15 protein-coding genes and 7 tRNA genes are annotated in these 18,798 nt (G+C 50.3%); 9 read left to right on the top strand and 13 right to left on the bottom strand.

The genetic code is table 11. The annotated features are described in order from the left end of the window. Positions 1-5: 5 nt before the first annotated feature. Complete coding sequence (gene feoB, locus MHN31_RS17435; protein ID WP_239444904.1) at positions 6-2,090, top strand: ferrous iron transport protein B; 2,085 nt, start codon at positions 6-8, stop codon at positions 2,088-2,090. A 36-nt stretch (positions 2,091-2,126) separates the two neighbouring features. On the opposite strand, the gene MHN31_RS17430 is transcribed toward feoB, so the two are convergent. Continuing rightward, positions 2,127-2,423: a hypothetical protein gene (locus MHN31_RS17430; protein WP_125563238.1), complete on the bottom strand. Its 297-nt coding sequence runs from the start codon at positions 2,421-2,423 to the stop codon at positions 2,127-2,129. 23 nt (positions 2,424-2,446) lie between these two features. After that, entirely contained in the window at positions 2,447-2,818 is a 372-nt protein-coding gene (locus MHN31_RS17425; RefSeq protein ID WP_125563240.1) for a hypothetical protein, read from the bottom strand. Between the two features lie 300 nt (positions 2,819-3,118). On the opposite strand from MHN31_RS17425, the gene MHN31_RS17420 reads away from it, so the two are divergent. Continuing rightward, complete coding sequence (locus tag MHN31_RS17420) at positions 3,119-4,051, top strand: acetoacetate decarboxylase family protein (RefSeq protein ID WP_239444903.1); 933 nt, start codon at positions 3,119-3,121, stop codon at positions 4,049-4,051. Positions 4,052-4,221: 170 nt separating this feature from the next. Here the strand turns inward: MHN31_RS17420 and MHN31_RS17415 are convergent, their stop codons facing one another. The 3 genes from MHN31_RS17415 to MHN31_RS17405 are packed head-to-tail and all read right to left on the bottom strand — an operon-like array spanning position 4,222 to position 8,372. Next, positions 4,222-5,298, bottom strand: coding sequence for a lipocalin-like domain-containing protein (locus MHN31_RS17415; protein WP_239444902.1), 1,077 nt, complete (start codon positions 5,296-5,298; stop codon positions 4,222-4,224). Positions 5,299-5,308: 10 nt separating this feature from the next. Next, a complete protein-coding gene (locus MHN31_RS17410; RefSeq protein ID WP_239444901.1) occupies positions 5,309-7,723 on the bottom strand; it encodes an ABC transporter permease in 2,415 nt (804 codons plus the stop codon). Further along, entirely contained in the window at positions 7,716-8,372 is a 657-nt protein-coding gene (locus MHN31_RS17405) for an ABC transporter ATP-binding protein (protein WP_239444900.1), read from the bottom strand. Before MHN31_RS17405 ends, MHN31_RS17410 begins: the two co-directional genes overlap by 8 nt. A gap of 278 nt (positions 8,373-8,650) precedes the next feature. Here MHN31_RS17405 and MHN31_RS17400 point away from each other — a divergent pair, with 278 nt between their 5' ends. From MHN31_RS17400 to MHN31_RS17370, 7 genes are read left to right on the top strand one after another with little or no spacing between them, the layout of a single operon-like run. Further along, positions 8,651-9,919 carry an efflux RND transporter periplasmic adaptor subunit gene (locus tag MHN31_RS17400; RefSeq protein ID WP_010385949.1) on the top strand — a complete coding sequence of 423 codons (1,269 nt, stop codon included), beginning with the start codon at positions 8,651-8,653 and terminating at the stop codon, positions 9,917-9,919. Between the two features lie 18 nt (positions 9,920-9,937). Beyond that, entirely contained in the window at positions 9,938-10,633 is a 696-nt protein-coding gene (locus MHN31_RS17395; protein ID WP_010385947.1) for an ABC transporter ATP-binding protein, read from the top strand. Between the two features lie 9 nt (positions 10,634-10,642). Next, a complete protein-coding gene (locus MHN31_RS17390) occupies positions 10,643-12,004 on the top strand; it encodes an ABC transporter permease (RefSeq protein ID WP_239444899.1) in 1,362 nt (453 codons plus the stop codon). Between the two features lie 4 nt (positions 12,005-12,008). After that, entirely contained in the window at positions 12,009-13,229 is a 1,221-nt protein-coding gene (locus tag MHN31_RS17385; protein WP_239444898.1) for an FtsX-like permease family protein, read from the top strand. Between the two features lie 52 nt (positions 13,230-13,281). Further along, complete coding sequence (locus MHN31_RS17380) at positions 13,282-14,613, top strand: sigma-54 dependent transcriptional regulator (RefSeq protein WP_239444897.1); 1,332 nt, start codon at positions 13,282-13,284, stop codon at positions 14,611-14,613. Continuing rightward, complete coding sequence (locus MHN31_RS17375; protein WP_239444896.1) at positions 14,610-15,944, top strand: ATP-binding protein; 1,335 nt, start codon at positions 14,610-14,612, stop codon at positions 15,942-15,944. The genes MHN31_RS17380 and MHN31_RS17375 overlap by 4 nt, the downstream gene beginning before the upstream one ends. 17 nt (positions 15,945-15,961) lie before the next feature. Continuing rightward, entirely contained in the window at positions 15,962-17,059 is a 1,098-nt protein-coding gene (locus MHN31_RS17370; protein WP_239444895.1) for a hypothetical protein, read from the top strand. Positions 17,060-17,077: 18 nt separating this feature from the next. Here MHN31_RS17370 and MHN31_RS17365 read toward each other — a convergent pair. The 8 genes from MHN31_RS17365 to pgsA form a co-directional block, all read right to left on the bottom strand. Next, positions 17,078-17,151, bottom strand: a tRNA-Cys gene (locus tag MHN31_RS17365). Between the two features lie 33 nt (positions 17,152-17,184). Then, positions 17,185-17,260: transfer RNA gene (locus tag MHN31_RS17360), tRNA-Gly, on the bottom strand. Positions 17,261-17,442: 182 nt separating this feature from the next. Further along, positions 17,443-17,529, bottom strand: a tRNA-Leu gene (locus tag MHN31_RS17355). A 32-nt stretch (positions 17,530-17,561) separates the two neighbouring features. After that, positions 17,562-17,637 (bottom strand) — tRNA-Gly (locus MHN31_RS17350). A 21-nt stretch (positions 17,638-17,658) separates the two neighbouring features. Continuing rightward, a tRNA-Leu gene (locus tag MHN31_RS17345) sits at positions 17,659-17,745 on the bottom strand. 36 nt (positions 17,746-17,781) lie between these two features. After that, a tRNA-Cys gene (locus MHN31_RS17340) sits at positions 17,782-17,855 on the bottom strand. A 32-nt stretch (positions 17,856-17,887) separates the two neighbouring features. Next, positions 17,888-17,963 (bottom strand) — tRNA-Gly (locus MHN31_RS17335). Between the two features lie 264 nt (positions 17,964-18,227). Beyond that, entirely contained in the window at positions 18,228-18,773 is a 546-nt protein-coding gene (gene pgsA / locus MHN31_RS17330) for a CDP-diacylglycerol--glycerol-3-phosphate 3-phosphatidyltransferase (protein WP_125563265.1), read from the bottom strand. Positions 18,774-18,798: the final 25 nt, after the last annotated feature.

Genomic DNA, 18,798 nt, shown 5'->3' with positions numbered 1-18,798 from the left:
ATAACGTGAGAATCGCCCTCGTTGGCAACCCCAACTGTGGTAAAACCACACTGTTTAACCGCCTTACGGGTGCCAGACAAAAAGTCGGCAACTGGCCCGGCGTCACTGTAGAGCGCAAAAGTGGCGAGCTAAGTTTACCAGGTCAGCAAGTTGAGTTGATTGATTTACCGGGCCTGTACAGCATGGCCCAAATTGAACCGGGTCAGGATGAACAAATTGCCATTGACTATATTCGCGCTCAGGATGCCGATCTGATCATCAACGTGATCGACTGTGCTAACCTCGAACGCAACCTGGTTCTGACGACACAAATGCAGGAAACAGGTACCCCTCTTATCGTGGTTGCCAACATGACCGATGTGGCACACCAGCAAGGCAAGGAGCTGGATCTGGGCCTGTTAGCACAGCGTCTTGGTGTACCTGTCATCGCCATGGTCGGCTCGACTGGTCAGGGGCTCGCTCAACTAACAGAAGCATTGAGTGAGCACTGCAAAGGCAAGCCCCCGCAAAAGCGCATTCAACAAACTCCTAATCCTAATCTCAGCGATGAAGACACCGTTAAGCGCTTCCAAAACGTCAAAACGCTCAGTAATGGCGTCAGTATCATGTCGAAAACGCGCTCTAACTTCACCACCTCGCTTGATAAACTGGTGCTGAACCGCTGGCTTGGGGTGCCGATTTTCCTGTTTATGATGTACCTGATGTTCACGATAGCGGTCAACTTCGGGGCCGTCTTTATTGATTTCTTTGACATTCTGGTCGGCGCTATTTTTATTGACGGGACTAAGCTGCTGCTGGCCAATCTCGGTGCCCCCCAATGGTTGGGCGTCCTGTTAGGGGACGGCTTTGGGGCAGGCTTACAGCTGGTTGCGACCTTTATTCCTGTTATCGCCGTCTTGTATTTTTGTTTGTCGATCCTTGAAGACAGTGGTTATCTATCACGTGCCGCCTTTGTGATCGACCGCCTGATGTCCTCCATCGGATTGCCCGGCAACGCATTTGTCCCTCTGATTGTAGGTTTCGGCTGTAACGTCCCAGCGGTCATGAGTGCCCGCACCATGAGCCGGGAGTCGGATCGCCTGCTCACGGTCATCATGGCGCCCTTTATGTCCTGTGGCGCACGATTAACCGTGTACGCCTTATTTGCTGCGGCCTTTTTCCCGGTGAACGGTGCCAACATCGTATTTGCCTTGTATGTGTTTGGCATTTTAGTGGCTGTGGGTACCGGTTACCTGTTCAGAAAACGCGTGTTTAAACAAGAAAAAGTCCCCTCTTTTGTTGAAATGCCAGCCTATCATCTGCCCGTCTGGCGTAACCTGGTTATGACCACCTGGCAGCGTTTACGTAGCTTTATCACCCGTGCCGGGAAAACCATCGTGTTTGTGGTTACTCTGCTAAGCATGATCAATTCCATCGGCACAGATGGCAGCTTTGGGCATGAAAACAGCGAGGCATCTTTACTGTCTAAAGCCGCGCAGGTTGTAACACCTGTGTTCGCACCGCTGGGTATCGCAGAAGATAACTGGCCAGCAACGGTTGGGATAGTCACGGGCCTGTTCGCCAAAGAGGCCATTGTGGGCACAATGGATGCCTTGTATGTGGGCGCACAGGAACAAACCGGTGAGTGGTCTCTCAAAGATGCTACAAGTGAAGCGGTCATGACCTTGTGGGATAATTCCGTTGATTTACTCAACAACCTGGGCGATCCGCTGGGCCTGAGTGCCGTTGAAGAAGGCGGCGACGCAGGGAACAAGTTGCTCAGTGCCATGACTGCTCAATTCAATGGCCAGCTTGGTGCATTTGCCTATCTGGTACTGATCTTACTTTATACCCCGTGCGTGGCGGTATTGGGGGCCATTAAGCGTGAATCGGGCAGTGTGTGGATGTGGGTCGTCATCGGCTGGACAACCTCCATTGCCTATATTCTGGCGACACTGGTCTATCAAATCGGGCAACTTGGCACAAACGGGGCGTCGGCAATGATGTGGATAGTCCTGATGCTGGCGGCCTTGTTTGCCTGGTGGCTGATACTCGGACGCCTGAGCAAACATCTTCATGCTGTTCCGACTTATAAGATTGAATTGAGCTAAGGTTGAAATAAAACGGGAGCCACTGGCTCCCGTTGTTTACTCTGCTTGTTCTGGTTTGACTTTCACCAACCCTAAACGTATGGCCGCAAAGTAAAGGCCTTCTGCAGCCAGGACAGTCGGTAACACCACCTTGACCCAGTAACCTTCTGACCCGTAAAAGTACCACAAAATAGCACTGATCACTGCCAACAGGATACCCGCAACAAGTCCCGCACTCACCAGACTCAGTGCAATCGGTGCTTTGCAGCTACCGCATTTTAACTTGAATGGATTCGGGGTATTCAATACCGACATAAAAGAAATATCGCTGTCACATTTACCACATTTACTCATACTATTACTCTGTGTATTAGGTTTTACTGTTCAAAGTACTGTTTTGCGTCACTGGCGTACAACACCCACATCGCTAACGCGGGATAGATAAACAAATCCGCCAGCGCCCACAGGGGTACCTCTTCCTCGGCTGCAAGCAGCAAGTCGGCCCCCTGCACAAAGACACAAATCCATACGGTATAAAAAAAGAACTTACGTCCGCTGGGCTTTTTCTTTGCTATATGCCACATCGCCACAAACTGGATAAAAACCATAGTTAGCCAGAACAGCATCAGGATCATGGCTTCCGACGCCTGCTCAGATATCAGGTACCCCAATACAGAAGTGGCTAGCGGCCAAAGGCCATAGCCGACAAAACACACCAACACGGTGATCAACACCACAAAAGGGATCATAAATACCTACTTTTTATCGACTCAGGAGCGAGCCGGATTACGCTAAATAGTGACACAACAAATGGCTATGCTCTGCCTGTCCATGTAAATGGTCGCGTAGTGTACAATATTGCAAATAAAGAAAGAATAGTTGGTTTACACTCTTATACATTTTGTACAGTGCTCTCCTTTAACTCACCTCTTCCATTTACTTTTCACCAAAGCATGTTAGCCTAGTCCCGCTTTTGCGCCCTAACAATTAAAGCAATGCGCATCAGCAGTTTCCATGCAAGGAAAACCCTAGCTAAAAAAGGACCAAATATGAATATGAAACCCCTCCTGCTCAGTGCCATGCTGGTATTGAGCAATACCGGCTATGCCACTGATCTTAGCGAAACCTATCCGGTAACCAGCACCACTTATCTGTCTGATGGCACCGCTGTTAGCATGCCTTTTCATGTTAAGGGTGAAGCCACCAGTGCCGTCGTTGGCTTAATAGATGCCAATGTTGCACAGTTCTTTTTGTGGAACTGGCAATGGGAACCTGTCCGCCTGCATTGTGAAGGAGCAGCCTCAAAAGGCATAGGTGCACTGTATACACAAAAAATTACCAGCAGCCCTGCCGGCGCGTATAACGAGACGATATCAAGCTTTTATGTTAAACGCCGTGGCAGCGCAGGCCCGGTTTTGCCCTGTCCGGGAGATATGACCCTTGCCAGTGCACAGCTGGATTTCACCGGTAAAGTGCTGGCTGCATTGGCAGCAGCAAACGCAGAACAACAAGCGGCCGGAAAACCACATAACTATGCCCTTTACAACCAGCACCTGATGCTGGACAACCCCATTGCAATCAAAGCAGGTCGCGAAATTTGGGGTTACCCCAAGCAAGCAGCGGATGTGTCGATAGATATCACGCCACACCAACATACATTGACTCTGGCAAACCAATATACCGGAAAAGCTATGCTGGATGTCTCCTACACGCGCCATATCGGGGTCAACCTGCCACTCCATTCTGTCGGCGACAACGTACTCCCAGACTATCTGCTACCTGATTTTGGCAAAGTGCCTCAATTAAGCGGCGTATTATCGAGCGACAGTGGCTGGATGATGCCATTTGTGGGAGAGTTTACCATCCACTCCCGTGCCAGTCTTACAACGTTTTTCCTCGCGGAAAGCGACTTTACCCCTATCGCGGTGCTAGAATTTCCTGACGTCTCAGGCGTTGCCCTGCCCCTGTACGACCGGGAATAACCTCTGACCCCGCCAGGCCACATAATTAATTACTGATTAGATGCACTGGCGTGGCAAGGGCTGTGTGAATGAAATACTGAAGCTGTATCTCTTTATCATCACAGCCCTGAGCACAAGATTGCCCACCTACTCAACTTTTATGCGCCGAGGCCAAGGCGAGGACGTATTGTTCAATAGCCAAACAATTCACCATAACCCGTTGCAACAAATCCACCGCGGCTGCGTATCCGCCCCTCCCAGTAAGGTACACTCAGGCGATTAAAAGAATCGCGCTGCAATACATCAATGATCACGACTTCTTTGCCTGGTACCTGCAACTGCCAGCTTATCGGATGCGTTACATTGCGAGTTTGCGCCCTGTTAAGTACTGTTAAACTGACCTGCTCGTGCGGGTAGGCCGTAACCTTGCCAGATGGAGATATCTCTGAGGCACTGCAATAGGCATAGGCTTGTGTTGCATCTCGAGTACAAAATGCCATCAAAGCACCTTGCCCGGGGTTCTCGCCTTGTAAACTGAACCAATCCCAGCCACCGTGCTGACTATCAATCAGACCTGATGACCATTCCCTGTCTAACCAGGCCCGGCCAGAGACTTCATGTGATCTGCCTGCATAGGTCAGCGTGCCTGTCACTTGTAAAAAGGGATAACTGTAGTAAAAGGAAGCATGACCTTGCTGAGTTTTCTGACTGTACCCCTGCTTGCCATGCAAGACCAGTGGGCTGTTTGCCAGCGTAATATCCAGGCCAAAATCGGCCTCCTTACTTTGCAATCGTAAAGGTAAAAACGACGCCTCTTGACTGGCCAGCTGCCAATCACCCAAACGGGCGATAAAAGGACTGGCCTGTACGTCAACCTGCCCGGCTCTGCCATAGCGCTCAAACGCATGATGTGTCTGACCGTTTTGTATAGCAAAATGGGCAAAGTAAAGCTGTCCATCCCACCAGGGAGAAGACTGAAAGGCCGAAAACCCCGGGTCGCGGATCCGAAACAACGTCCATTGCACCCCAAACTGAGCGCCGTCTTGTGCCGTCAAGTTGCCAGTAACATACCACCACTCCACTCCTTGTTCTGGATGGGCACCGTGGTCGCGCGGAAAAGTCAGTGTCTGAGCGGCATCCACGGGTGTGCCCAGCGTCTGACCGAGCACCGCCATCGCCACATTGTTATTGTCTGTTTCAGGCGCAGCAGGCTGACACCCCGTTACCATCAGCAGGAATAAAAGCCAATGTAATTTGATGCAATGCATAGTGGGTTCCTTATAACTGTGCGACATTATCGGCCACATTGCGCCTGATCAGTGTTAATAAAGGGATCGCACTGACCACCAACGCCAACAACAGCACCACAGCGCAGAACCCCCAAATATCGCTCCAGCTAAGTACCATTGCCATGCTCCAGCCAAAAGCGATGGGCATCACATAGGCTAATAATACCCAGCCCAACAAGATCCCCAGCGGCACCGCCAGTAACAAGGTCAGACCGAGAATAAGTCCGGCCTGAGAGAGTTTCAGCACCAATAATTGGCCCTGAGTCACCCCTAACGTTTGTAATACGGCCATCGGCTGCAACTGCTGTCGTCCAAGCGTTAAAAAGCTCACCCAAACGCCAAATAACGCAATCAACATAATGCAGAGATTCAGTGCATGGGTTACCAGAAAAGTTTGACTAAATAATTGCTTTGCAAAACGCTTAAACACTTGATTGTGGATCAACTGGTGTCCGGTCAGTGACCAACGCTGGCTAATGACATCCGCCAGTTGCTCTGAGTCAACTCCCTCGTGAAGCGTTAACATAAAACCGACCGCTTCATACAAAAATGCCTGCTGTGCAATGACTGAATTGCTGACTACCAGGCTCATGCCGGGCTCGCCGTAATCATAAAATACACCGGTGATCTGACAGTGAAAAGAGTGCGGTCCCTGCTTCACTTCAAGCTGACTGCCAACGATCAGGCCATAGCGGCGCATACCCGGCTCGTTGACAAGACAAGGGATGCTATCATTGCTCAGGTTAAGGTGAACAGCCTCCAGAGGCTGTTTGTTCAGCAAAGTCAGATGCTGATGATAACGAAAGTCTTCACCGAAGCTCATCAGTGTCACAGGCACCGTCTCATTGGTCACCATGACCTCACTTTGTGCCGACCAGTAAATCCCCACCTGCTTAACTGCTTGCATATCTGCCAAAGCCTGACGCATCTGCGCAGTCGGATTATCCGGCCTGACATATAGATCGGCATTCAGGCGGGTTTGTAAGTGGGTATCCAATGCGCTGCTGAAACTGCCCACCATCACCTGCATGCCAATAGCTGCGCCCATTGCCATCAAAATGGCTAACACCGAACTCAGCAGCGCTGGTAATTGCGTCAGACTATCGGCCCTGAGCCAGCCGAGCAACGGCGCCCGGGTTGGCCAGCGCACCTGAAACACCAGACGCACCAGTGGCGGTGTCAACGCGAAAAACACTAGCAACACACAAACACACAGTAACAAGGCTTGCCACTTGGTCTGTGCCAGGTGCAATAATACCCCCCCTCCGACACAGGCCAGAGATAGTAGCGCCAGGGTCAGCCATTTCGCCAATTGCTGCGCGAGACGCGTTTGCAACACCACAAAGCCAGCCAGTATCACCAAGTTCAGCACACTGCCGACAAGCACGAGTACGGCATCCAAGCGCACTGTCAAAGCCCGATCCAACTGATAAAAACTGCTCAATACCGTGCTGATGTCACCCATCATGGCATTGGCCATCAGCACCCCAAGCAGATTACCCAATGTCGCTGCCAGCACACTCAATATCGCAACTTCCAGACACAGCGCCTTAAGTAACTGGCTCTGCCGGCACCCAAGCGTGGCCATTTGCTGCTGCAAGGACAAACGGCTTTGATAAGCAAGTTTAATGGCATTGAGGCTTAAAAATGCGCCCACCACATAGCCCAGTAAAGCCAGAGCCTGTAGGTTAAAGAAAAAGGCCCCTGACAGGGCGTCGAAAGTTTGTGCCTCAGCAGACTCCAGTCGTGCGGCACTGCCAAGCATGTCCACCAGCTGCTGTCGCTGAAGCGCATTCAGACCCGTCACTTCAAAATAGCTGATCTGCCCCTGCGCCTTCAATAATCGGTCTGCCAGACTGATATCCATCAGTGCATAGTGACCAGTGCCCTCCAATGGGCTGACCGGATAGCTGTCTCCCTCAAAACGCAATACAGACTTTCCAAGTTGCAATCTGGTCGTCAGTTCAGGTGACATAAACAATGTGTCGAACAAGGGGGAGTCGCTGTGAGGTTGAGCAGCGTCGCCTGATACCGGCTTTGCAGCACCAGCCGTTTGCCATTGCAATAAATTGATACCCCGGATGGCGACCAGCTTGTCGTCGTCACTCCTGATCCGCCCCTCCAGTACAGGGTGAGCCTGCTCAAACCCAGCCGCAGAAAGCCGTTGCCACACAGCAAAAGGCAAGCCTGTTTTTCCCAATGGCGGACGAATAAAGTGACTTACTGGCTGCGCTAATAACGCCGTACTGGTTTGATAGCGCTTTGAGGCTTCCTGGTTTAAACCCAGTGTAGCACTGAGCAAGGCGCTGCCCAGACTCAGACCGATCAAAAACAACACCAGCAGCCCTCTATGGCGCCGATAATACTGGGCATAAGTCAGCAGGATGAGTCTCAGTTCACTCATGTAAACGCCCATCGCGTAACGCCACCTGACGGGGCAACTGTGCAGCCAGGGCACGGCTGTGGGTAACCATGATCAAATTTACCCTTTGCTCCTGACATAAGGTCATCAACAGTTCCAGTACTTCCTGACTGCGCATGCTGTCCAGATTCCCCGTGGGCTCATCAGCAAGCAGTACGCTGGGCCGATTAAGCAAGGCTCGGGCAATCCCGACACGCTGTTGCTCGCCCCCGCTTAACTGCGCAGGATAAACATCGAGCTTGTCACCCAGCCCCAGGCGCTCTGCCATTATGGTAATTTCTTTGTGACTTATGGCGCGGCCGTTGAGGCGTGCCTGAAAAGCCATGTTATCCGCCACATTAAGCGGACTAAGTAACTGGTAATGCTGAAAGATCATGCCAATCGTACGACGATACAAAGCCAGCTGCTTGACATTATAGGTATGTATTGCCTGCTCATTGATATGTACTGTGCCGGAGTCTGGGCTAAGCAACCCGGCCAGTATGTTGAGCAAGGTCGTTTTGCCAGAGCCACTGTCGCCAGTGAGCGCAACCTGCTCAGCCCCCGATACCGACCAGCTCAGGCCGTCCAGCACATTCCGATATCCAGCGCCATCTCGACGTCTGAACGTTATCTCATCTAACCGGATCATCGCACCTCCATTACCACTTACTTAACAGCAACTTAGTATAATCTTCATGGTACAGGATCGAATCGGCAAAGCCAGTGCATTCTGAGATACCAACCCCCCTGTGAGTGGCATACTGTCCGGACACTCAGCCACTGTCCGCGTACTGTCCGCTGTCCGTCCGTTGCTGTTACGGCGCGCAACACAAAAAACAAATAAACCCATAATTTCAATAGGTTAAGTTTTGGCACCAATTTTGTAATAAGTACTTGTAATCGAGTAAACAAGGAGCCGTACTAGGCATGATCCGAGATACCAAACAACAAGATAAAGCAATCCCACAAACGCGCAGATTACCGCGCTGGTGGATAGGTGCAGCCGCCGCAGTCGGACTCATCGGTGCCGCCACTGCTTCATACAGCAGTTTTGATCAGCTACTCAGCGCCGATCAGGTGGTGTCCTTACAAACACTGCGTACCGCTACCGTTGTAAGAGGCGACATGGTTCAGGACCTGCGTGTTGAAGGCCGTACTATGGCCGCAGACAGCCCCTCCCTGTATGCCATTGCAGCCGGAACAGTCACTTTGTTTGTCAAGGCGGGCGACGAGATTGAAGCAGGTCAGGCCCTGCTAACCATTGACAGCCCGGAGCTTCGCAACCAACTCCTTCAGGAAGAAGCGACACTGGCACGTCTGGAGATGGACGTAAGTCGCCAGAAAATAGCAATAAAACAACAGCAGCTGGACAACACCCAGCAAATGGAACTGGCCAAAGTCGAGCTGGAAGCCGCGCAAAGTGAAATGGCCCGTGCCCGCACCAGTATTGAAAAACAAATCATCTCAAAGGAAGAACTGGAACAGACCCAGGTGGCCCTCAAGCGCGCTGAACTTAACGAGCGTCACGCCATCGCGAGTCTGCAACTGGCGCAGGAACGCCTGAGTTTTGAATTAAAAAGTAGTGAGCTGAACTTGACCCGTCAGCGTCACCTCACCGAAGAACTGCGTCGTCAGGTTGAGGCACTGACACTGCATTCACCTTTATCCGGTATTGTCGGCACGCTGAATGTACAGCAAAAACAACATGTGCAACGCGATACCCCATTAATGTCGCTGGTTAACCTCAATGAGCTGGAAGTTGAGGCCTACATTCCGGAAAATCTGGCGGATGAGCTGGGGATCGGTCTGCACGCTAACGTACAAATCAACAACGAGCAATACAGCGCAACCCTAGTTGCCATTTCTCCTGAAGTTGAACAAGGTCAGGTACGCGGCCGTATTCGCTTTAGCGAGCAACCTGGCAATTTACGTCAGAACCAAAGAGTGAATGCACAGATCATCATTGCCCAAAAGCAAAACGTATTAAAAGTCGAACGCGGTGCCTTTGTGGAAACCGGTGCATCCCGCACTGCCTACAAAATTGAACAAAACTCCGCGCTCAGAACCCCAATTTCATTGGGTGTCAAAAGTGTCCGAGAAGTGGAAATTACCCAGGGGCTGCAACCTGGTGATACAATCATCATCTCAAGTCTGGCAGCTTTCGGGCAATCTCAGCACGTGATCCTCAGCGAATAATAATAAAAGGAACATCCCATGTTACGTATGAAAAATATCAGTAAAATCTACCGTACCGAGCTGGTCGAAACACACGCCCTGTCAGACGTTAACTTTACCGTTGAAGAAGGTGAGTTTATTGCCGTTACGGGCCCTTCAGGCTCAGGTAAAACCACCTTTCTGAATATCACCGGATTACTCGAAAGCTTCGAGCAAGGAACATATGAGCTGGATGGAGAAGACGTCAGCACCCTGGGCGATAAACAGCTGTCTCAGCTTCGCAATGAAAAAATTGGCTTTATTTTCCAGGGGTTTAACCTGATTGGCGATCTCAACCTCTATGACAACATCGAGGTCCCCCTGATTTTCCGGGGTCTGTCAGCCAAAGCCCGCAAACAACGCATCGAGGAAAGTCTGGAATTAGTGGGCCTGGGCGGTCGTGCCAGCCACTTTCCTGCCCAGCTCAGTGGTGGTCAGCAGCAGCGGGTTGCAATTGCCCGGGCGCTTGCGGGTAAACCACGATTTTTACTCGCCGATGAGCCAACCGGTAATCTGGACACTATGATGGCCAGACAGGTGATGGATCTATTGGAGGAGATAAACCGTCAGGGCACCACTTTGCTGATGGTTACCCATGATCATGAGCTGGCACAGCGGGCACATCGCAATATTCAAATTCTCGACGGTCAACTGCGAGATATCAATAAGAATGAACTGGTCGAACTGATCTCTTAGGTGACTGCGATGAAGGATTTAATGCAACTGGCCTGGCGCGGGCTGAAACAAAAACGCAAACTGACCTTGCTAATGGTACTCAATCTGGCTATCGGGATCACCCTGCTGTTAACTATGGGTACTATAGTGACACGCAGCGGACACTCCCCTATCGACGAAAGAGCCGAGCGGATATATCACGTCAGCCTTAACTTTATGGACCCGGAGTTTGAACGACGTACGGCGTTTCGCTCGCCGCCGCTGACCTACCGGGACGCAGAAGCCGTTTCCGAGGCCTTTAATTCAAACCCAATGATCCGCTTGTCACTTAATTACACCACTTCGTTTGTACTTGACTTGCCGGATAAAAGCGTCAGACCGGTTACCGCGGAGGCCTCTGCTGCTGATGCAAATTATTTTGAATTGCTCCAGGTGCCATTTATTTATGGCGCCCCGTGGCGCGAGGAGATGCAAGATGACGCTGTGATCGTACTGGATAAAAAAGCCAATGACTTATTATTCGGTGGAGAAAACTCGGTTGGCAAACAGGTGGTTATCAACAACCGTCAGCTAGAAGTGGTTGGCGTCATGGACATTTCAGCTTATCTGCGTCGTTTTCAGAACATGCGTTTTCAAGGCCGGGCTAATGATATGGCAGTTGTACCATTAGGGTACGCGCATGCTAACAACCTGCCTCGCACTGGCTATATGCCATGCCGAACTAAGGAAGAAGCCGCACGAACACGTTATCGTCGCGAAGATGCGCAGGGGCTCAAAAACGCTGAATGTGGGTATCTGCATGGCTGGGCAATGCTGGACCCCATGCAACTCGACAATAGTCATGCAGAGCTGACCTTATGGGCACGTAATTATGCACAGCAACAGACCTCGCTGGGTCGCTTCAGCCACGTCGAGCCCTACTACCTGACGCAGCTGGCCAGCCTCAATGACAGAATGAGTGACAACCTGTACTGGGAGCAAATTTATCTTAAGTTCGCCTACCTGCTCTTTTCTATCTGCTTGATCAACACCATTGGGATTCTGCTGGCAAAAAACCAAAGCCGGGCAAAACTGGTGTCTCTGTACCGGGCGCTGGGTGCAAACAAGCTTTATATCCTTAAAATCCAACTGCTGGAACTCAGTATGCTTAGCAGTGCTGCCATTATACTGGGGTTGTTGCTGGCACAGTTTGGCTTGATTGCGATGTTCCATTTGGCTTTGTATCAGGCCGATTACCTGGCCGACGCAGAGCAGGTACGCCGTATGTACAGCATGGACATCCCCTTTGCGCTGCAAGCTGCCGTGGGTATTTTTGTGGCGATATTTACCACCGGGCTTTACCCCATAGTGAAAGCCAGCCGCACCGCGCCCGCAGCACAGTTAAGAGGATAAAACTATGTCTTTGAAACATATAATCAAAATCATCTTCAAGCACCGCAATATCTCTTTGATGATCCTGATCCAAATTGCCATTGCGGTGACTATTGTCGGCAATGCCAGTTTTATCAGCTACGGAACGCTCAAAAACTGGCTGATCCCCTCCCACCTGGACGAAGTGGAGATACTCAACGTTTACACCAAAGTATTCGACAACCAGGTGGATAAATCGGCCATGATCCAACGGGATTTAACTAACCTCAGCGCCTTGCCTGACGTGACTCAGGTGACCTATGCCAGCAATGAGCTGGTACTGGCCACCGTCGCGGGCAGCAACCTGGTTTATAAAACCATCCGGGAAGATGAAGCAGGCTTTGAAAACGCGCAATTTGACGTAACCTCTCAAGGGGTAGCCACGCTGGGATTAAACATCACACAAGGACGCGACTTCTACCCTAATGAGTTTGTTTATGCCGCTGCCTCACAAAATCGTTACGCCAGTGTGGTGTTGATCAGTGAAGCCCTGGCCAAAACGCTGTTTGGCGAGCAAAGTGCGCTGGGTCAGACCATCTACTTACAACGAGCCCGTCGCCCCTACCAGGTGGTCGGAGTGTATGCCGATAAGATGCTGGGAGAAGGTGCTGTTTATGAACAACACTGGTACCACTCTACCATAGTGCCTCAGGCGCACTTTGGCAGCACAGATGTAAACTACTTACTCAGAGTCAAAAAAGGCACCAGCGAAGCCATTCTTCAGGAGGTTGAAGATCAATTGTATCTGCAACACGGACGGATCGTAGAGCGGGTTGAGTTTGCTGCCAGAGCGAAAAAACGCTTATGGGATGGCCGCAGTACCTTTGCATTCATCATGATAGGGATCAGCGTTATCGCCATTGTTGTGACCGGATTTGGTATTATTGGATTGGTTTCCTTTTCGGTCTCTATCCGTAAAAAAGACATTGGGATTCTGCGTGCACTGGGTGCCAGTCAGCATACTGTGCTCAAGGCGCTGCTGATGGAAAACGCCCTGCTGGCACTGGCAGGCATTCTATTGGGTAGTTTCGCGGCCCTGTGGTTAAACAATTATTTTGTCACCCATTTACGCGCACAAGGCCTGGTTGAACCCTGGCTCGCCCTGCTGGTTGCGCTGTCAGTCTGGCTACTCAGCGCCGCTGCGGTCTATATTCCTGTCCGTAAAGCCGCTAATATAGCCCCTGCCAGGGTTACCAAAACCAATTAAAATAAGGGCTGCAAAGCCCTTTCATATTTACAACAATAACGATAAAAACACGATGCAACATAAAATTCTCGTCATTGATGACAATACAGATGTCATAAAAGCGCTCAAGATTCTTTTTTTAATAAATGACATCGACTGCGAAGGTGCCAGTTCGCCTGAACAAGGGCTGGCAATGCTGCAATCCCAGGATTACGACTTAGTGATCCAGGATATGAACTTTACCAGTGACACCACCTCTGGCGAAGAGGGCAAGGCCCTGTACCACCAGATCCGAACACTCAACCCGGATCTGCCCATTATCCTGCTGACCGCCTGGGCCCAGCTGGAAATGGCGGTGGAGTTAATTAAGCATGGTGCCGCAGATTATATCGCCAAGCCCTGGCAGGATGATAAATTGCTCAGTTCGGTCAATAACCTGCTAGAGATGTATCAGCTGCAACAGTCCCAAACACGCAGCAACAAGCAGTTCAAGCTCAAACGAGATAAGCTGAGCGCACACTACGATCTCAGCGGTCTGATCTTTGCCGATCTGGCTATGCTGTCACTGCTTGAAACGGCAACACAGGTGGCCTACTCCGACGCGCAAGTGTTAATCACAGGTCCCAACGGTGCGGGTAAAGAGAAAATTGCAGAACTCCTGGTTGCTAACAGTGCCTACCGGGACAAGCCCTTTATCCGCGTCAATGCTGGTGCACTGCCTGCTGAACTGATTGAAGCTGAGCTGTTTGGTGTTGTCAGTGGCGCATATACCGGAGCTACTAAAAGTCGTGAAGGCCGGTTTGCCGCCGCCGATGGGGGCACTCTGTTCCTTGATGAAATTGGTAATTTGCCACTGACAGGCCAGCAAAAACTGCTCAGGGTGCTGCAAACCGGCGAGTTCGAAGCCGTTGGCAGCAGTAAAACCCAGCGGGTTAAAGTCAGAGTGATCAGCGCAACCAATGCCAACCTCAATGAGGCCATAGCACGAGGTACATTCAGACAAGATTTGTACTATCGGCTCAATATGATTGAACTACGTTTACCGCCACTGGCAGAGCGCCCTGACGACATCATTCCACTTGCCCAACACTTTTTGGCCGCAGATAAAGTACTCAGTGAGGGCGCCCAGCGTTTGCTCAAGCGCTACAGCTGGCCGGGCAACGTTCGCGAGCTGCAAAATGTCATAGGTCGGGCAGAGCTGCTTGCCAGTGGAAAACAGATTGAAGCCGCAGATCTGGGCCTGAGCACTTCGGCCTCAACCATGGTCAATCACGAATTTAGCATCGAAGATATAACCCAGGCGCTGGACAAACACCAGGGTAACGTCACCCATGCAGCAAAAAGCCTGGGGTTGAGTCGTCAGGCCATGTACCGCCGTATGGACAAGTTCGGGATCAAGCGATGAGCACGTCCTCACATTGGTCTTTTTCAGGCAGAATATTGCTAAGCAGTGGCTGTGTACTTACGTGTGCACTGATTGCACTGGCCATTGCGCTGCACCATCAGGTTCCGGTGTTCTTTGCCTGCTCAGTGATCCTGTTGGTGTCATTGATGATGTTGTTTTTGCTGCTGGGCCACTATACCAGACGTCGTCAACGCATACTGGCCACGCTGGAAGATGGAATAAAAAGTATTAAGGATGGTGATCTGTCGCTGCGAATTTCACCGACTCCGGATCCTGATTTGGCCAGGCTGATTGACTTATATAACCAGCTCACCACAAACCTCAAACAGCAAAAACAAAAGCTGAATCAAAAAGAACTGGTACTGGACAGCATAGTGCAGGCCTCCCCTATGGCGACCTTGTTACTTGATAAACAGCATCACATTGTTTATCACAATGCCGCTGCTCGGCAGTTGTTGCACAAACAACCAGGTGCGCTCACAGGCAGCTCACTGGAAGTCGCGTGCGATACCTTACCGGCAGCGCTAGCTCAGGCACTCAATAGCGGATATACAGGGATGCTGAGTTTCGAGCAACAAGAACAAAAACATACCTATTATCTCGGAGTGGAACCTGTCACGTTGAATTACCAACCACATAGCCTGATCATTTGCAAAAACGTCTCTGCAGAACAGAACCGCGAAGAGATCATGCTATGGAAAAATGCCATTCGTCTGATCAGCCATGAATTAAATAACTCGCTGGCACCGATCCAGTCACTGACCAGCTCGGCACAAACCATGTTAAACCAGCACAAGCACCTTGAGCTGCTCCCAGACATGCTGGATACCGTGTCACAACGCGCTCATAATCTCAGCGAATTTATTCAGCGTTATGCCGAATATGCGCGCTTGCCTGCGCCCAGTTGCGCTGCTCATGCGATTGCACCGCTACTCGAACGTCTGCAGGCTCTGTACCCTTTTACTTTGCTGGGAACGGTCCCTGCGGACACCGGCTACTTCGATGTTGCGCAAGTTGAACAGGTTTTACTGAATTTGCTCAAAAATGCCCATGAATCAGGGAGTGACAGGGCCGATATCTCCGTGAGAGTAGTCCAATCCCAAACCCGCCTGAGGTTTGCCGTTGTGGATCGAGGCTCTGGGATCCTGCCTGGTAATTTACATCAGGCACTGCAGCCTTTTTACTCAACCAAAGCACAGGGAACCGGGCTGGGTTTAAGCCTGTGTCATGACATCATCACGGCCCACCAGGGTCAGTTAAGGTTGCGCAACCGAGAAAAAGGTGGCCTGATGGTAGAATTCGATTTACCTTTAAGGGAAAACACCCACTAACTGAAATAGGACAAGGAATGACTGTTCACTCACCTCTGCTTTGTAGCCTGCTGCTTGGCACCCTGATACTCAGTGGCTGTAAAACGCGCTCTCAGATACCTCAAGCTCCGAAAGTAAGCACCTTGCCTTGCTGGGTTCAGTCTCCAAAACAAGCCAATCAACTTGGCTTTGTTGGCACCGCAGCTCCATTTAGTGCTATCCCTAATGGCTCGGAGCTGGCCAGCCGCACCCGGGCACTGAAGAAACTCGCGACCTATCACAATATCAAATTACAGCGCCGTGACATGCAAAACGTCACACATGATCAATCTACTCAGATATTATCCTCAGGCCACACTGTTTATTACTCAACGCCCTTTAACACCGAAGATACACAATACAGTTACGTCAGCTTTGAGCCGTTGAAAACCAGTGCCTCCTGTGCTGTTCGCCAATGCGATTTTGTCCAGTGTAAGCCTGCCTGGCTGTGCGACAATGATACACACAGACAGGTCCTGGGTGTCAGTTACTATACCGCATCGCCGCATGAGCAGCTCCAGATGAGTGAGCGTAACGCAATGACCGTCGCGAGTTTTCTGACACAGGCCCAGGTCAATGCCACAGAATACCTAAAACAGCGGGCTGTCAGCCGTGATGAAGGTAACGTACATCATGAAGTGAACTACAATCGCAGCGGTGAAGTCGATGCCCTGGGCACGCCCACGCACCTGGCTTTACATCAAAGCTGTCAGTATGGCTCAACGCTGATAGGCCAGTATAAGCCCGTAGACCAGGCTGTACTCAATGCGCCAGTGCTGCCAGATATTAACGACATGACGCAACAGGGCAAGCTTGTATTGGGGGCCTTTGGTGAAGATGGCACTATGACCTCAGATAACCTGCTCAGCACAGCCATCAGACTCGCCATTCAGGATGCGTTGATCGAGCTTGCAAAGAACAAAGGGATCACGATAGAGACACAGGTTGAAGTAACACAACACAAAGGCCATTACCTGCTCGAAAGCAGCGAGTTTACCATTAACGAACATGTCAGCGGTGAGTTGATTGACCTAAAAATTCAGTACAAAAATGATGTGCCGGTGATTTATGTCTGGTTATTGGAAATAACGAATTAAGAATAATTGATAAGGGAATGGAGGCGGAACCCGGAGTCGAACCGAGGTAGACGGATTTGCAATCCGCTGCATGGCCACTCTGCCATTCCGCCGCATTGTATTGATACTTAGTGTATCAGAAAGATTGGAGCGAGTAACGAGGTTCGAACTCGTGACCTCAACCTTGGCAAGGTTGCGCTCTACCAGCTGAGCTATACTCGCGTTCCATATTGCTTTTTAACTTAGTGGATAAATGTAAGAAGCAAGGTTGCGTCTTTTTCTTCATCCAGCTGAGCTATACTCGCCTTCCATATTGTGTTTTATAGAAAATAAAAACACATTTTACTTTCGCTACTTTAACTTAATCTTACTGTCATATCAAGCGATTAAGCTGTGAGTAACGATGGTGCCCGGGGCCGGACTTGAACCGGCACGCTGTTACCAGCGAGGGATTTTAAATCCCTTGTGTCTACCAATTCCACCACCCGGGCATCGGGTTTGCTAGAGCATTCATTGTTTAAATTGGAGCGAGTAACGAGGTTCGAACTCGTGACCTCAACCTTGGCAAGGTTGCGCTCTACCAGCTGAGCTATACTCGCGTTCCATATTGCTTTAAACAATGGTGCCCGGGGCCGGACTTGAACCGGCACGCTGTTACCAGCGAGGGATTTTAAATCCCTTGTGTCTACCAATTCCACCACCCGGGCATCGGGCTGCTTTCGCATGTGGAGTTTGTTGAGAAATGGAGGCGGAACCCGGAGTCGAACCGAGGTAGACGGATTTGCAATCCGCTGCATGGCCACTCTGCCATTCCGCCGCACTAACCTGACTAAGTCAGAAAAGAGAATTTGGAGCGAGTAACGAGGTTCGAACTCGTGACCTCAACCTTGGCAAGGTTGCGCTCTACCAGCTGAGCTATACTCGCACTCCAGAAGCTTTTTAACTTAGTGAATAGGTAAGATGCAAGGTTGCGTCTATTCTTTAATCCAGCTGAGTTATACTCGCGTTCCGTACAAGTTCAATACTTTCAGTAAATTGAAGCGTTTTGAACTTCTCTTTTTGTTAGGCTGTTGCCTCTCAACACGGACGCATTCTACAGAAGTTCCGGGAGGCGTCAACATAAAAAATGAAGCTTTTTAATCGTTTGCTTATTTTTTATCTAAAACGCTTCGTATTCAGCCAACCTTTACTAAGATTTAATCAATTCCGTACGGGCAGCATAGAAATATTGCACCATAGACACCACAGTTAGCAAAGTTGCAATGGCTAACAATGCATAACTCAATGTCACCATCCAGGGAGCAAACTGCCAGATCAGACCAATAATGGCCAACATTTGTGCTGCCGTTTTAAACTTACCTAAAGAAGATACAGCCACATGACCTCGCTTGCCCTGCTCTGCCATCCATTCTCTCAAAGCAGAGATAACAATTTCACGACTAATTATGACAATGGTGGCTACCGTCATAAACATGTTCTGATAATGCGTTGCTAATACGACCAGTGCCACACTGACCATCACTTTGTCAGCCACAGGATCCAGAAAAGCGCCAAATGGGGTTGATTGCTCCAGCTTACGTGCCAGATAACCATCGAGAATGTCAGTCACTGATGCCAGCCAAAAGATAAAAGCGGCAGCAAAAAAAGCCCATGAATAAGGCAAGTAAAAGATCACTGCAAAAACAGGAATAAGTAACAACCTAAATGTTGTGAGCGTGTTTGGAATGTTCCACATAACTACTAAGAGAGACTCTTTTTTA

It is taken from the genome of Pseudoalteromonas sp. McH1-42 (genome assembly GCF_022347845.1).
Taxonomy (GTDB): domain Bacteria; phylum Pseudomonadota; class Gammaproteobacteria; order Enterobacterales; family Alteromonadaceae; genus Pseudoalteromonas; species Pseudoalteromonas rubra_D.
This window is presented reverse-complemented; position numbering and strand designations above follow the sequence as displayed.

Coding starts and splice junctions, on each gene's coding strand:
- MHN31_RS17430 (WP_125563238.1), bottom strand. CDS start 2,423: ATGAGTAAATGTGGTAAATGTGACAGCGATATTTCTTTTATGTCGGTA.
- MHN31_RS17425 (WP_125563240.1), bottom strand. CDS start 2,818: ATGATCCCTTTTGTGGTGTTGATCACCGTGTTGGTGTGTTTTGTCGGC.
- MHN31_RS17420 (WP_239444903.1), top strand. CDS start 3,119: ATGAATATGAAACCCCTCCTGCTCAGTGCCATGCTGGTATTGAGCAAT.
- MHN31_RS17415 (WP_239444902.1), bottom strand. CDS start 5,298: ATGCATTGCATCAAATTACATTGGCTTTTATTCCTGCTGATGGTAACG.
- MHN31_RS17410 (WP_239444901.1), bottom strand. CDS start 7,723: ATGAGTGAACTGAGACTCATCCTGCTGACTTATGCCCAGTATTATCGG.
- MHN31_RS17405 (WP_239444900.1), bottom strand. CDS start 8,372: ATGATCCGGTTAGATGAGATAACGTTCAGACGTCGAGATGGCGCTGGA.
- MHN31_RS17400 (WP_010385949.1), top strand. CDS start 8,651: ATGATCCGAGATACCAAACAACAAGATAAAGCAATCCCACAAACGCGC.
- MHN31_RS17395 (WP_010385947.1), top strand. CDS start 9,938: ATGTTACGTATGAAAAATATCAGTAAAATCTACCGTACCGAGCTGGTC.
- MHN31_RS17390 (WP_239444899.1), top strand. CDS start 10,643: ATGAAGGATTTAATGCAACTGGCCTGGCGCGGGCTGAAACAAAAACGC.
- MHN31_RS17385 (WP_239444898.1), top strand. CDS start 12,009: ATGTCTTTGAAACATATAATCAAAATCATCTTCAAGCACCGCAATATC.
- MHN31_RS17380 (WP_239444897.1), top strand. CDS start 13,282: ATGCAACATAAAATTCTCGTCATTGATGACAATACAGATGTCATAAAA.
- MHN31_RS17375 (WP_239444896.1), top strand. CDS start 14,610: ATGAGCACGTCCTCACATTGGTCTTTTTCAGGCAGAATATTGCTAAGC.
- MHN31_RS17370 (WP_239444895.1), top strand. CDS start 15,962: ATGACTGTTCACTCACCTCTGCTTTGTAGCCTGCTGCTTGGCACCCTG.
- pgsA (WP_125563265.1), bottom strand. CDS start 18,773: ATGTGGAACATTCCAAACACGCTCACAACATTTAGGTTGTTACTTATT.